11 protein-coding genes are annotated in these 13,289 nt (G+C 60.5%); 9 read left to right on the plus strand and 2 right to left on the minus strand.

Features of this window, described 5'->3' with window-relative positions:
• Positions 1-5: 5 nt before the first annotated feature.
• The 4 genes from HA46_RS00090 (at position 6) to flgL (ending at position 4,786) form a co-directional block, all read left to right on the plus strand.
• Positions 6-1,106 carry a flagellar basal body P-ring protein FlgI gene (locus HA46_RS00090; protein ID WP_376746360.1) on the plus strand — a complete coding sequence of 367 codons (1,101 nt, stop codon included), beginning with the start codon at positions 6-8 and terminating at the stop codon, positions 1,104-1,106.
• A 2-nt stretch (positions 1,107-1,108) separates the two neighbouring features.
• Positions 1,109-2,047, plus strand: coding sequence for a flagellar assembly peptidoglycan hydrolase FlgJ (flgJ, locus tag HA46_RS00095; RefSeq protein WP_033789492.1), 939 nt, complete (start codon positions 1,109-1,111; stop codon positions 2,045-2,047).
• A gap of 121 nt (positions 2,048-2,168) precedes the next feature.
• A complete protein-coding gene (gene flgK / locus HA46_RS00100; protein WP_033789493.1) occupies positions 2,169-3,809 on the plus strand; it encodes a flagellar hook-associated protein FlgK in 1,641 nt (546 codons plus the stop codon).
• A gap of 11 nt (positions 3,810-3,820) precedes the next feature.
• On the plus strand, positions 3,821-4,786 hold the full coding sequence (gene flgL / locus HA46_RS00105) for a flagellar hook-associated protein FlgL (protein ID WP_033789495.1): 966 nt from the start codon (positions 3,821-3,823) through the stop codon (positions 4,784-4,786).
• 139 nt (positions 4,787-4,925) lie between these two features.
• Here the strand turns inward: flgL and rne are convergent, their stop codons facing one another.
• Positions 4,926-8,294, minus strand: coding sequence for a ribonuclease E (gene rne, locus HA46_RS00110; RefSeq protein ID WP_084881830.1), 3,369 nt, complete (start codon positions 8,292-8,294; stop codon positions 4,926-4,928).
• A 570-nt stretch (positions 8,295-8,864) separates the two neighbouring features.
• Here rne and rluC point away from each other — a divergent pair.
• Complete coding sequence (gene rluC, locus HA46_RS00115; protein ID WP_033789498.1) at positions 8,865-9,821, plus strand: 23S rRNA pseudouridine(955/2504/2580) synthase RluC; 957 nt, start codon at positions 8,865-8,867, stop codon at positions 9,819-9,821.
• A gap of 13 nt (positions 9,822-9,834) precedes the next feature.
• Here rluC and HA46_RS00120 read toward each other — a convergent pair whose 3' ends face one another.
• Positions 9,835-10,419: a Maf family protein gene (locus HA46_RS00120; RefSeq protein WP_084881831.1), complete on the minus strand. Its 585-nt coding sequence runs from the start codon at positions 10,417-10,419 to the stop codon at positions 9,835-9,837.
• 140 nt (positions 10,420-10,559) lie between these two features.
• On the opposite strand from HA46_RS00120, the gene yceD reads away from it, so the two are divergent.
• Genes yceD through HA46_RS00140 form a run of 4 tightly spaced genes read left to right on the plus strand, consistent with a single transcriptional unit; the run spans position 10,560 to position 13,286 of the window.
• On the plus strand, positions 10,560-11,081 hold the full coding sequence (gene yceD / locus HA46_RS00125; RefSeq protein WP_033789501.1) for a 23S rRNA accumulation protein YceD: 522 nt from the start codon (positions 10,560-10,562) through the stop codon (positions 11,079-11,081).
• Between the two features lie 14 nt (positions 11,082-11,095).
• Positions 11,096-11,266 (plus strand): 50S ribosomal protein L32, encoded by a 171-nt coding sequence (gene rpmF / locus HA46_RS00130; protein ID WP_017348070.1) that lies wholly within the window; start codon positions 11,096-11,098, stop codon positions 11,264-11,266.
• A gap of 25 nt (positions 11,267-11,291) precedes the next feature.
• Positions 11,292-12,332, plus strand: a complete 1,041-nt coding sequence (gene plsX, locus HA46_RS00135; protein ID WP_033789502.1) for a phosphate acyltransferase PlsX — start codon at positions 11,292-11,294, stop codon at positions 12,330-12,332.
• Entirely contained in the window at positions 12,333-13,286 is a 954-nt protein-coding gene (locus HA46_RS00140; RefSeq protein WP_084881832.1) for a beta-ketoacyl-ACP synthase III, read from the plus strand.
• Positions 13,287-13,289: the final 3 nt, after the last annotated feature.

The raw sequence follows: 13,289 nt of genomic DNA on the forward strand, positions 1-13,289 counted from the left end.
AAAGTGTGAAAAGTTTACTGCTCGGCCTGAGCCTGACGCTCGGCCTCTGCCTGAGCGCCCACGCGGATCGCATTCGCGATCTGGCCAGCGTGCAGGGCGTGCGCGACAACCAGCTGATCGGCTACGGCCTGGTCGTGGGCCTCGACGGCACCGGCGACCAGACCACCCAGACGCCGTTTACCACGCAAACCGTCAGCAACATGCTCTCCCAGCTCGGCATTACCGTGCCGCAGGGCACCAACATGCAGCTGAAAAACGTCGCGGCGGTCATGGTGACGGCGCAGCTGCCTGCCTTCGCCCGTCAGGGGCAGACCATCGACGTCGTGGTCTCCTCGCTGGGCAATGCCAAAAGCCTGCGCGGCGGCACCCTGGTGATGACGCCGATGAAAGGCGTCGACAATCAGGTCTACGCGCTGGCGCAGGGCAACATTCTGGTCGGCGGCGCGGGCGCGTCGGCAGGCGGCAGCAGCGTGCAGGTCAACCAGCTTAACGGCGGCCGCATCACCGGCGGCGCCACCGTCGAGCGCGAACTGCAAAGCAACTTCGGCAGCCAGAACACCCTCAACCTGCAGCTGAACAATGAAGATTTCTCGATGGCGCAGCGTATCGCCGACGCCATCAACGGACGCGGCGGCTACGGCCAGGCGACGGCGCTTGACGCCCGCACCGTACAGGTGCGCGTTTCGCCGAACAACAGCTCTCAGGTGCGCCTGCTGGCGGAGATCCTCAACATCGACGTCTCGATTCCGATTGAAGACGCCAAAGTGATCATCAACTCGCGCACCGGGTCGGTGGTGATGAACCGCGAAGTGACGCTGAGCACCTGTGCGGTGGCGCAGGGCAACCTGTCGGTCACGGTCAACCAGTCGCAGAACGTCAGCCAGCCGAATACGCCGTTTGGCGGCGGCCAGACGGTGGTGACGCCGCAGACGCAGATCGATCTGCGCCAGAGCGGCGGCGCGCTGCAGCGCGTCAGCGCCAGCGCCAACCTGAACAACGTGGTGCGAGCGCTCAACGCCTTAGGCGCCTCGCCGATCGAGCTGATGTCGATTCTGCAATCGATGGAGAGCGCGGGCTGCCTGCGCGCCAAACTGGAAATTATCTGACGATGGATACGCAATCGCTGATGAAAGCGGCTTTTGACAGCCGCTCGCTGAACGACCTGAAGCGCGAAGCCAGTACCGATCCGAAAGGCAAGGCGCTGCAGGTGGCGAAGCAGGTCGAGGGAATGTTTGTGCAGATGATGATGAAGAGCATGCGCGAAGCGCTGCCGCAGGACGGCATCTTCAGCAACGAATCGACCAAAATGTTTACCTCGATGTACGATCAGCAGATTGCGCAGGAGATCGGCAAGCGCGGTCTGGGCATGGCCGACCTTATCGTCAGGCAGATGCAGCCGGCGCAGGAGCCCGACGAGCGCGCCGGTACCGTGCCGATGCCGCTCGACGACAGCTTTATCTACAGCGCGGCGGCCTCCAGCCAGCTGGAGCAGATGGTGCGCAAGGCGGTGCCGCGCCTGCCGGTCTCGCCGACCAACCTGCCTGCCGACAGCAGCGAATTTATCGCCCAGCTGGCGCAGCCTGCGCAGGCCGCCAGCGCCGAAAGCGGCATTCCGCACCACCTGATTCTGGCGCAGGCGGCGCTGGAGTCGGGCTGGGGCCAGCGCCAGATCCTGACCCGCGACGGCAAGCCGAGCTACAACGTCTTCGGCATCAAGGCGAGCGGCAACTGGAAGGGCGAAACCACCGATATCATGACCACGGAGTATGACCAGGGCGAGGCGAAGAAGGTGCGCGCCAGCTTCCGCGTCTACCACTCCTATTTCGAAGCGCTAAACGATTACGTCAAACTCCTCTCGAACAACCCGCGCTACGCCGCCGTCACCAGCGCGCAGACCGCCGAGCAGGGCGCGCATGCGCTGCAGGCCGCCGGTTACGCCACCGACCCAAAATATGCGCAGAAGCTGGTGGGAATGATCCAGCAATTCAAAAACATGGGCGAGAAAGTGGTGAAGGCGTACAGCAAAGATTTAAACGATCTCTTCTAGCGGCCCAGCCTCAAGTTTCACTCAGGCGCGCCGATAATATCAGCAGATGCCAGACGCGTTTTCGCGCACGGGCGAGCATTGATGAGTGCGAGCCCGCTTAACGGGAAAGAAAGGAACCGAAATGTCCAGCATAATAAACTCTGCGATGAGTGGGCTGAGCGCCGCACAGGCGGCGCTCAGCACCACCAGCAACAACATCACCAACTATACGGTCGCAGGCTACTCGCGGCAGACGATTCTGCTGTCTCAGGCGAACAGCACCCTGCAGGGCAGCAGCTATTACGGCAACGGCGTGAACGTTACCGGCGTGCAGCGCGAGTATGATGAGTTCATCACAGCCCAGCTGCGCAGCTCCAGCGCCACCTACAGCGCGGCCAATACCCAGTACTCGCAAATCTCCAACATCGACGATCTGCTTTCAACCTCAACGACCAGTCTCTCGACGTCGATTCAGGGCTTCTTTACCAACCTGCAGAACGTGGTGAGCAACGCGAACGATCCCTCTGCGCGTCAGTCGATGCTGAGCAACGCTCAGGGGCTGGTGAACCAGTTCCAGACCACCGCGCAGTATCTGACCAATATGCAGAGCAGCGTCAATACCGATGTTGCCTCAAACATTGACCAGATCAACACCTTTACCAGCCAGATCGCCGATCTCAACAAGCAGATCGGCAAGCTGAGCACCGCAAGCGGCGCGCAGCCGAACGATCTGCTGGATCAGCGCGATCAGCTGGTCAATAACCTGAATAATATCGTCGGCGTCAGCGTCTCTAAGCAGGACGGCAACTATATCGTCTCCATGGGCAGCGTAACGCTGGTCAACGGCAACAAATCCACCAGCCTGGTCGCGATGCCCTCCAGCAGCGATCCGACGCGTACCGCTGTCGGCTATGTGGATAACAGCGCCGGCAACGTCGAGATTGCTGAAAAGAACATCAGCACCGGCTCGCTGGGCGGCCTGCTGGCTTTCCGCTCGCAGGACCTGGACAGCGCGCAAAACCAGCTCGGCCAGCTGGCAGCCGCCTTTACCACCAGCTTCAACGCGGTGCATAAGCAGGGCTACGACAGCAACGGCGATCAGGGCACGGACTTTTTCACCATCGGCAGCCCAACGGTGCAGAGCAACAGTAAAAACAGCTCCGCCACGACCGTGACGGCGAGCTGGACCGATACCAGCGCGCTGAAAGCTTCTAACTATACCGTCAGCTATGACGGCGCGAACTGGAACGTCACGCGCGCGTCCGACAATGTGAAAATTACCGCCACCGCCGGCACCGACGCCTCGGGCAACGCCACGCTGAGCTTCGACGGCGTGCAGCTGACCGTGAACGGCACGCCGAACGCGCAGGACAGCTTCCTGGTGAAGCCGGTGCAGAACGTCATCAGCGGCATGTCGGTCGCCATTACCAAGGAGTCGCAGATCGCTGCGGCGGGCGCGACGGGCGGCGAGAGCGACAACCGCAACGCCCAGAAGCTGCTGGCGCTGCAGGATGCGAAGCTGGTAAACGGCAACGCGACGCTGTCGCAGGCTTACGCCAGCATCGTCAGCACCGTCGGCAACAAAACCAGCACGCTGGAAACCGCCAGCACCACGCAGAAAAACGTCGTGACGCAGCTGACCGATCGCCAGCAGTCGGTCTCTGGCGTCAACCTCGATGAAGAGTACGCCAACCTGACCAAGTATCAGCAGTACTACATGGCGAACGCGCAGGTGCTGCAAACCGCCAGCTCGATTTTCGACGCGCTGCTCAATATCCGCTAAGGAAAAGAACTATGCGACTCAGTACCAATATGATTTTCAACCAGCAGGTGCGCGGCATCAGCGATTCGCAAGCCTCCTGGCTGAAAGTGGGCGAGCAGCTCTCCAGCGGCCGCCGCGTCAACAATCCCTCTGACGATCCTATCGCCGCGTCGCGCTCGGTGGTGCTGGCGCAGACTCAGGCACAGAGCAGCCAGTACTCACTGGCGCGCACCTTTGCGACTCAGGGATTGTCGATGGAAGAGAACACGCTCACCGGCGTGACCAGCACCATCCAGGATGCGCAGACGCTGATCGTAAACGGCTCGACCGGCACGCTGAGCGACGACGACCGTGGCTCTATCGCCACCCAGCTGGAGGGCCTGCGCTCGCAGCTGCTGAACCTGGCGAACAGCAAAGATGGCAACGGCCGCTATATTTTCGCCGGCTATAAAACCGACAGCGCGCCTTTCGTCGATAACGGCAGCGGCGCGGTCACCTATGCAGGCGGCAGCGACGCCATTACGCAGAAGGTTGATACCAGTCGCACCATGACCGTGGGGCACACCGGCGACGACATCTTTATGTCGATCACCGGCAACGCCAAAAAAGAGCCGGACGGCAGCGCCAGCGAAACCAATATCTTCAATATGCTCGACAGCGCCATCGCCGCGCTGAAGACGCCGCTGGCGGACGCCGACGACGCCGCTAAAAAGACGTTTCAGGATGCGATGGATAAAACTAACCGCGGCCTTGGCAACGCGCTGAACAATGTTCTGACCGTGCGCTCCGAGATCGGCACTCAGCTCTCTGAACTGAGCACGCTGGATGGGCAGGGCGGCAACCGCGACGTTATCCTGAGCAGCGAAATGAGCGACCTGGTCGACACCGACTATACCTCGGCGATTTCCAGCTATACCATGCAGCAGACGGCGCTTCAGGCCTCCTATAAAACCTTTACCGACATGTCCAAGATGTCGCTGTTCCAGCTCAACGCCTGACAAAACCTGATTCGAGCATGCCTGAACCGGACATGCTCATTTTTGTCCCACGACCCTGACCGGCATCGTGGGATTTTTTTATCCTTAGGAAATAAAAAACCCCGGCAAGCCGGGGTTTTTTGTAGGTCGCGTCAGGTGATTACGCGCTTTCAGGTCGGGTCGCCGGAGCGGTGGCCTGATGCGTCGCGCTGTGACCGCCCGCTGCGCCTTTGCCTTCGAAGTCGAACGGCGCGCGCACCCAGTCGCTGTGGCGTGCTGGCTCCGGCTGCCAGGCTGGCGCCGGGGCTTTCGTCATCGGCGCGGAGGCGTGATGCGTAAAGCGGACGGCGGCTTCCTGCGGCGCGGCGTCGCGAGCCGGAACGGGCGCATGCGGCTCGCTAATCGGCTCAGGCGCGCTCGCTGCCGCAACCGGCGCGTTCAGCACTTCCTCAACCTGCGCTTCTGCTTCCGGCGTCACGTCGTGCGCTGATTCAGCGGCGATCTCGGTGGCGTCGGCGGCTGGCGTCGCTTTTTCAACAACTGGCGCGGCTGGAACAGCCTGCTCGGCGATCGCTTCCGCTACGGCTTCGTCGGCGGCCGGGATAACGGCAGGTTCATGGTTTACCGGAGCCTCGATCGGCGCGGTGTTATCCGTATTCACCAGCGTGACCGGCGTTTCCGCCTGAGGTTGAGCCGGCTGCACGTCATCAGCCTGTTGCGCTTCAGCGGCATTGACCTGCGGCGCGACGTCAGCCTGTTGGGCTTCAGCGGCATTGGTTTGCGGCGCGACGTCAGCCTGCGGCGCGGCTTCGACAGCGGCAACCGGCAGGGCGATAGCGCCTGCGGTCTCTTGCTGGCTGTAGTCCGGCGCTTCCTGCTGTGGCTCCTGCATCTCTACCGGCTGAGCGACCGGATAGCGTACCCAGACCTTGCCGGAAGCCATTTCAGGCGAGGCGGCGGCGGCAGCCAGCGGCATTGCCGACTCGGTCGGATAACGCTCGTCGCGATAGCGACGGCGACGCTGCCCGCTGACGCGCAGGTGGCGCGGCGAACGGCGCGAGCGGCGCGGCATATTGCCGTTGTCGCGGTTTTCCGTCTCATCCTGTTCGAACTGGGCTGGCTCTTCGATCTGCGGCGCGTTGCGTACGGTCGCTGGCTGCGTTTCCACCGCTTCCGCTGTCGGCTGCTCAGTCTCGCCGGCGATACGCACTTTCTGCGTCAGCTGGCGCGGCTTGCGGCGCGGCATAACCTGAACGCGCTCATCTTCCTGCGCTTCCGGGGTCTCGACGACGTCAGCGGCGGCGGCGGTTTCAACGGCTTTGCTCGCTTCCTGCTGCGCGCGCTTCTCTTCCTGACGACGACGCTGGCGCTCGGCGCGCTGTTCGCGACGCTGCTGCTGTTGCTCTTCGCGCTGCTGGCGCGCTTCGTCGCTCAGAACCGGGCTACGCTCTTCGCGCGCTTCGTTCTGCGGCGACTGGCGCTTGTTGCGACGCGAATCGGCGTTGTCGCGCGGCTCGCGGCTCTCGCGACTTTCACGCGGCTCGCGGCTTTCGCGCGGTTCGCGATTCTCACGCGGCTCGCGGCTTTCGCGCGGTTCACGGTTTTCACGCGGCTCGCGGCTGTCGCCGTTGCGCGGCGTACGCTCGCGACGGTTGTTGTTGCGGCGATTGTTGCGACGATCGCCGCGCTCTTTGGCGCCGCTGTCGTTTTCGCTCTCTTCGCTGCTGGCCTGCGGCGCCGGCGTAGCTTCCGCGGCAGGTGCTGGGGTAGGCTCGTCGCCGCCGAACAGTTTTTTCAGCAGACGGCTAAAGAAGCCGCTACCGCTGGCGGCGGCTGGCGCTGCGGCGGCCGGTTTGGCTGCAGGCTGCGGCTCAACGGCTTTAGGCTGCTCGGCTGGGGTCTCGGCCGGCGCCGGCGGCGCGTCAGGCATGACGAAGGCGGCCAGCGCGGGTTGCTCAGGACGACGGCGCTCGGCGTGTTCCTCTTCCGACGGCATCGCCATTTCGGCTTCATGCAGCTTCGGCAGGTGATAGCTGAGGGTCTGCGTCTCTTCGCCTTTGCGCACGCGCAGCACCGAGTAGTGCGGCGTTTCCATGCGATCGTCCGGCACGATAATCGCGCGAACGCCGCCCTGGCGCTTCTCAATGGCGTTCACCGCTTCACGTTTTTCGTTCAGCAGGTAAGAGGCGATCTGCACCGGAACAATGGCGTGCACCTCTTTGGTATTGTCTTTCAGCGCCTCTTCTTCAATCAGGCGAAGAATCGACAGCGACAGCGATTCATTGTCGCGGATGGTGCCGGTGCCACTACAGCGCGGGCAAACGTGATGGCTCGACTCACCCAGCGACGGGCTGAGGCGCTGACGCGACATCTCCAGCAGGCCGAAGCGCGAAATATGACTGATCTGAATGCGCGCGCGATCCTGACGCACCGCTTCGCGCAGGCGATTTTCCACCGCGCGCTGGTGACGCACCGGCGTCATATCGATAAAGTCGATAACGATCAGGCCGCCCAGGTCGCGCAGGCGCAGCTGACGCGCGATCTCATCGGCCGCTTCCAGGTTGGTGTTGAATGCGGTCTCTTCGATATCGCCGCCGCGCGTGGCGCGCGCCGAGTTAATGTCGATAGCGGTCAGCGCTTCGGTGCTGTCGATAACGATCGAGCCGCCCGACGGCAGGCGCACTTCGCGCTGGAAGGCGGACTCGATCTGCGATTCGATCTGATAGTGGCTGAACAGCGGGATCTCGCCGGTGTAGAGCTTGATTTTGCTGCTGAAATCGGGACGTCCGAGGGCGGCGATATGCTGGCGCGCCAGCTCGAGCACTTTCGGGTTGTCGATCAGGATTTCGCCGATGTCCTGGCGCAGATAGTCGCGGAAGGCGCGCACGATAACGTTGCTTTCCTGGTGGATCAGGAAAGGAGCAGGGCGGTTTTCAGCGGCTTTTTTGATCGCTCCCCAGTGTTTCAGACGGAAGCTCAGGTCCCACTGCAGCGCCTCGGCGGATTTGCCTACGCCTGCGGTGCGTACGATCAGGCCCATGCCGTCCGGCAGCTCCAGCGATGAGAGGGCCTCTTTCAGCTCGGTGCGATCGTCGCCTTCAATGCGGCGGGAGATGCCGCCCGCGCGCGGATTATTCGGCATTAGCACCAGATAGCTGCCCGCCAGAGAGATAAAGGTGGTCAGCGCTGCGCCTTTGTTGCCGCGCTCTTCTTTATCGATCTGAACGATCACTTCCTGACCTTCGCGCAGCACCTCTTTGATATTCGGACGGCCTTGCGAGTTGTAGCTGGCGGGGAAGTATTCGCGGGAGATTTCTTTCAGGGGGAGAAAACCGTGGCGCTCAGCGCCGTAATCGACAAACGCAGCTTCGAGGCTGGGTTCAATGCGGGTGATCTTACCTTTGTAGATGTTGGCTTTTTTCTGTTCGTGTCCGGGGCTTTCAATATCCAGATCGTACAGACGTTGTCCATCAACCAGGGCAACGCGCAACTCCTCCTGCTGAGTTGCATTAATTAACATTCTTTTCATCGTTTCTGACTCGTTATTCTCACATGAGTGATAAAGCTGCGGGCATAGTTACCCTGGACGAGTTCTGACCGATGGCCCCGTGACTAAGTGCCTTACGTCAACCTCCCGGTTGTCGACTGCGCGAGGGGCGCAAATAACGTCGGTGGCCTGTTTTTCATAAGGAAAAACAGCGCCGTTGCGCTGAAATGCCTGAGAGAAATTGATAACTCCTGCATTTCAAACTTCCGTCCAGGCTGCAACCCGCAGCCCGCTAAGTGCCTGAATAAACATCACGTCTTACGCCATTGCTGCGTGTGCGTTTCATTCGGCAAAATGACTAATTAGCTCTTTTTCTGGCCTGAAATGCATCAGACGAGAAACTCAAGCATTATTCCATTGCTAACCTTCATATAGCAAGGCGACTTTTACCGCCGGATGAAGATTAGTGATGCATAACACCTTAATATGTCGGACGAATGAGCAGGCTGCTGAAAAAGCCAGCGCACGCTGCGCTTTTTCGCGCGACAAGAGGAGAGTTAAGCACAGAAAAAGGGGTGGCGCTATCACAGGACACTATTTAGAATCGCCGCCATGAAAACAGAGAATCCTGGCGTACAGCTTGTCGCCATTTCGGCTGAAAATGCCGGACAACGCATCGATAACTTTTTACGCACCCAGCTTAAAGGTGTGCCGAAAAGCATGATTTATCGCATCCTGCGCAAAGGCGAGGTGCGGGTGAATAAAAAACGCATTAAGCCGGAATATAAGCTGGAAGAGGGCGACGAAGTGCGCATCCCGCCGGTGCGCGTCGCCGAGCGCGAAGAGCAGGCGGTGTCGCCGAAGCTGGAGAAAGTCGCGGCGCTGGCCGAGGCGATCATTTTTGAAGACGATCATATTCTGGTGCTCAACAAGCCGTCTGGTACGGCGGTGCATGGCGGCAGCGGGCTGAGCTTCGGCGTGATCGAAGGGCTGCGCGCGCTGCGTCCTGAGGCGCGCTTCCTTGAACTGGTGCATCGCCTCGATCGCGACACCTCCGGCCTGCTGCTGGTCGCCAAAAAGCGGTCGGCGCTGCGCTCGCTGCATGAGCAGCTGCGCGAAAAGGGGATGCAGAAGGATTATCTGGCGCTGGTGCGCGGCAGCTGGCCGTCGCATCTCAAGAGCGTACAGGCGCCGCTGCTGAAGAATATCCTCCAGAGCGGCGAGCGCGTGGTGCGCGTCAGCAGCGAAGGGAAACCGTCGGAAACGCGCTTTAAAGTGGAAGAGCGCTTCGCCTTCGCCACGCTGGTCAAGGCGAGCCCCGTCACGGGCCGAACCCATCAGATCCGCGTGCATACCCTGCATGCCGGTCATCCTATCGCCTTCGACGATCGCTACGGCGAGCGGGAGTTCGACAGCCAGCTGGCCCCAACCGGACTGCGTCGTCTGTTCCTGCACGCCGCCGCCCTGACCTTTACCCATCCCGGCAGCGGCGAAACGCTGCGCTTAGAGGCGCCGCTCGATAACGAGCTCAAGCGCTGCCTGCAGGCACTGCGTCAGCAAAAAAGCTGACGCGCGTTTGGCGTCATTCCAGCGGATTGATGCCGACCGCCCGCAACATGCCGCTGAGCGCTATCAGCGGCAGCCCGACCAGCGTATTCGGATCGCGCCCCTCCAGCCGCTCGAACAGGCAAATGCCAAGCCCCTCGCTCTTAAAGCTCCCGGCGCACTGCAGAGGCTGCTCCTTCTCTATATAGGCGTTGATCTCCGCATCGCTGAGAGAGCGGAAGTGCACCACAAAGGGTTCGCAGCACTGCATCAGCGTCCCGCTACGCGGCTGGTAAAGCGCCAGCCCGGTATAAAAGGTAACGGCGTTGCCGCTCGCCTGACGCAGCTGCGCGAAGGCGCGTTCGGGCGTGTGCGGCTTGCCGGTGATGACTCCGTCGAGCACGCACACCTGATCCGAGCCGATAATCCAGCTGTCGGGATAGTCGGCGGCCAGCGCCTGCGCTTTGGCGACGGCGAGGCGCGTCACCAGGGCGTCGGCAGCTTCGCCTGCATGCGGCGTTTCGTCAACGTCGGGCGCAGCGGTAATAAAAGGAAGGCTGAGTTTGCCCAGCAGCGCCTGACGAAACGGCGAGGTTGAAGCTAAAAGAAGAGAGACAGGCATTTTTTCACAATAGTAATGGCGAATTGGTGACACTCATTTTAAACTGTGCGCCGCACTGGATGCGAATAACTGGTGAAAGATGCTGTGAAACGGCCTTTTTCTTTGACTCTATGACGTTACAAAGTTAATATGCGCGCCCTATGCAAAAGGTAAAATTACCCCTGACGCTGGATCCGGTCCGCGCCGCTCAAAAACGCCTGGATTATCAGGGCGTTTACACCCCTGAACAGGTGGAGCGCGTAGCCGAATCAGTTGTTAGTGTGGACAGTGACGTGGAATGTACCATGTCGTTTGCGGTTGACAGCCAGCGCCTCGCCGTACTGCAAGGTACAGCGGACGTGCAGGTTACATTGCGCTGTCAGCGCTGCAACCAGACATTCCCTCATGCTGTCCACTTAAGCTATTGCTTCAGTCCTGTCTCAACCGATGAGCAGGCCGAGGCACTGCCGGAAGCCTACGAGCCGATCGACGTCGATGATTTTGGCGAAGTCGATCTGCTGGCGGTGATAGAGGATGAAATCATTCTCGCGCTGCCGGTCGTTCCGGTGCATGATTCTGAACACTGTGAAGTGTCCGAGGCGGACATGGTCTTTGGCAAATTGCCTGCAGAGGCGGAAAAACCAAACCCATTTGCCGTATTAGCCAGTTTAAAGCGTAAGTAATAGGAGTAAGGTCCATGGCCGTACAACAGAATAAACCCACCCGTTCTAAGCGTGGCATGCGTCGTTCGCACGATGCCCTGACCACTGCAACTCTGTCTGTAGATAAAGTTTCTGGCGAAACGCATCTGCGTCACCACATCACTGCGGACGGTTACTACCGCGGTCGCAAGGTTATCACCAAGTAAGACTTGCGCTTAGCAAGGTGATACTTTGACACGTTTGACCCTGGCTATTGATGCCATGGGCGGGGATTTCGGTCCCTGCGTGACAGTGCCTGCAGCTTTGCAGGCACTGGCCTCTCATTCGCATCTCAATCTTCTTCTGGTCGGCATTCCCGACGACATCACTCCATTGCTTGCCAAAGCGGATTCCTCGTTGACAGAACGTGTGCAGGTCATTCCTGCGGAGTCAGTTATTGCAAGCGATGCGCGGCCCTCTCAGGCTATCCGCGCCAGTCGCGGCAGCTCAATGCGTATTGCGCTGGAGCTGGTAAAAGAGGGACGAGCGCAGGCCTGCGTCAGCGCTGGCAACACCGGCGCCCTGATGGGGCTAGCGAAATTAATGATAAAACCGCTGGACGGCATTGAGCGCCCGGCGTTAATGACCGTGCTGCCGCATCAGCAGCGCGGCAAAACGGTGGTGCTCGATTTAGGCGCCAACGTGGACTCCGACAGCGAGATGCTGGTGCAGTTTGCCGTAATGGGCGCGGTGATGGCGGAAGAGGTGTTAGCGATCCCCAATCCCCGCGTCGCGCTGCTCAATATTGGTCAGGAAGAGACCAAAGGGCTGGAGAGCATACGCGGCGCCGCCAACATGCTGAAAGCGTCCGGGCAGATTAACTATATTGGTTACCTGGAAGGCAACGACCTGCTTACCGGCAAGACAGATGTGCTGGTGTGTGACGGTTTCGTCGGCAACGTCACGCTGAAAACCATGGAAGGCGTGGTAAGAATGTTCCTTTCCCTGCTGAAGTCTTCAGGGGAGGGAAAAAAACGGTCATGGTGGCTCAAGCTGCTGGGGCGCTGGATTCAGAAACGTCTGGCGCAGCGCTTCGGACATCTCAACCCCGACCAGTACAATGGCGCTTGTCTGTTAGGATTGCGCGGAACAGTGATCAAAAGCCATGGCGCGGCCAACCAACGCGCCTTTGCCGTGGCGATAGAACAGGCAGAGCAGGCGGTGCGACGGCAGGTTCCCGAACGAATCGCCGCGCGTCTTGATGCTGTATTAGCCAGGAGTGACAAAGCCTAGATGTTTACCAAAATTATCGGTACGGGCAGCTATTTGCCTAGCCAGGTGCGTTCGAATGCGGATCTGGAAAAAATGGTGGAGACGTCGGACGAGTGGATCGTGACCCGCACCGGCATCCGCGAGCGCCGCATTGCCGCGCCGGATGAAACCGTGGCCAGCATGGGCTTCGCGGCCGCGCAGCGCGCGCTGGAGATGGCGGGCGTAGAGGCAGGCGACATCGGACTGATTATCGTCGCTACCACGTCGTCCAGCCACGCTTTTCCCAGCTCGGCCTGCATGATCCAGCAGATGCTGGGCATCAACGACTGCGCCGCCTTCGACCTCGCGGCCGCCTGCGCAGGCTTTACCTATGCGCTGAGCGTCGCGGACCAGTACATTAAAAACGGCGCGGTGAAGCATGCGCTGGTGATTGGCTCCGACGTGCTGGCGCGCACCCTCGATCCCAACGATCGCGGCACCATTATTCTGTTCGGCGACGGCGCGGGCGCGGTGGTATTAGGCGCGAGCGAGGAGCAGGGCATTATCTCTACGCATCTGCACGCCGACGGCCGCTATGGTCAGTTGTTGACGCTGCCTTACCAGGATCGCGCCAACCAGGACGAGCCAGCCTATCTCACCATGGCCGGTAACGAAGTGTTCAAGGTGGCGGTAACCGAGCTGGCGCATATCGTTGACGAAACCCTCCAGGCTAATAATCTCGATCGCGAAATGCTCGACTGGCTGGTGCCGCATCAGGCTAACCTGCGCATCATCAGCGCGACGGCGAAAAAACTCGGCATGGGCATGGATAAAGTGGTGGTCACGCTGGACCGTCACGGCAATACCTCGGCGGCGTCGGTGCCCAGCGCGCTGGATGAAGCCGTGCGCGACGGCCGTATCAAACCCGGACAACTGATTCTGCTGGAAGCCTTTGGTGGCGGGTTCACCTGGGGTTCCGCACTGGTTCGCTTTTGATTC

Source organism: Pantoea septica (assembly GCF_002095575.1).
GTDB classification, from domain to species: domain Bacteria; phylum Pseudomonadota; class Gammaproteobacteria; order Enterobacterales; family Enterobacteriaceae; genus Pantoea; species Pantoea septica.

What these genes read in the sequence shown, in the direction of transcription:
- rluC (WP_033789498.1), top strand. Translation starts at nt 8,865, where the DNA reads ATGAAAACAGAGAATCCTGGCGTACAGCTTGTCGCCATTTCGGCTGAA.
- flgJ (WP_033789492.1), top strand. Translation starts at nt 1,109, where the DNA reads ATGGATACGCAATCGCTGATGAAAGCGGCTTTTGACAGCCGCTCGCTG.
- yceD (WP_033789501.1), top strand. Translation starts at nt 10,560, where the DNA reads ATGCAAAAGGTAAAATTACCCCTGACGCTGGATCCGGTCCGCGCCGCT.
- HA46_RS00120 (WP_084881831.1), bottom strand. Translation starts at nt 10,419, where the DNA reads ATGCCTGTCTCTCTTCTTTTAGCTTCAACCTCGCCGTTTCGTCAGGCG.
- HA46_RS00140 (WP_084881832.1), top strand. Translation starts at nt 12,333, where the DNA reads ATGTTTACCAAAATTATCGGTACGGGCAGCTATTTGCCTAGCCAGGTG.
- flgK (WP_033789493.1), top strand. Translation starts at nt 2,169, where the DNA reads ATGTCCAGCATAATAAACTCTGCGATGAGTGGGCTGAGCGCCGCACAG.
- flgL (WP_033789495.1), top strand. Translation starts at nt 3,821, where the DNA reads ATGCGACTCAGTACCAATATGATTTTCAACCAGCAGGTGCGCGGCATC.
- rpmF (WP_017348070.1), top strand. Translation starts at nt 11,096, where the DNA reads ATGGCCGTACAACAGAATAAACCCACCCGTTCTAAGCGTGGCATGCGT.
- rne (WP_084881830.1), bottom strand. Translation starts at nt 8,294, where the DNA reads ATGAAAAGAATGTTAATTAATGCAACTCAGCAGGAGGAGTTGCGCGTT.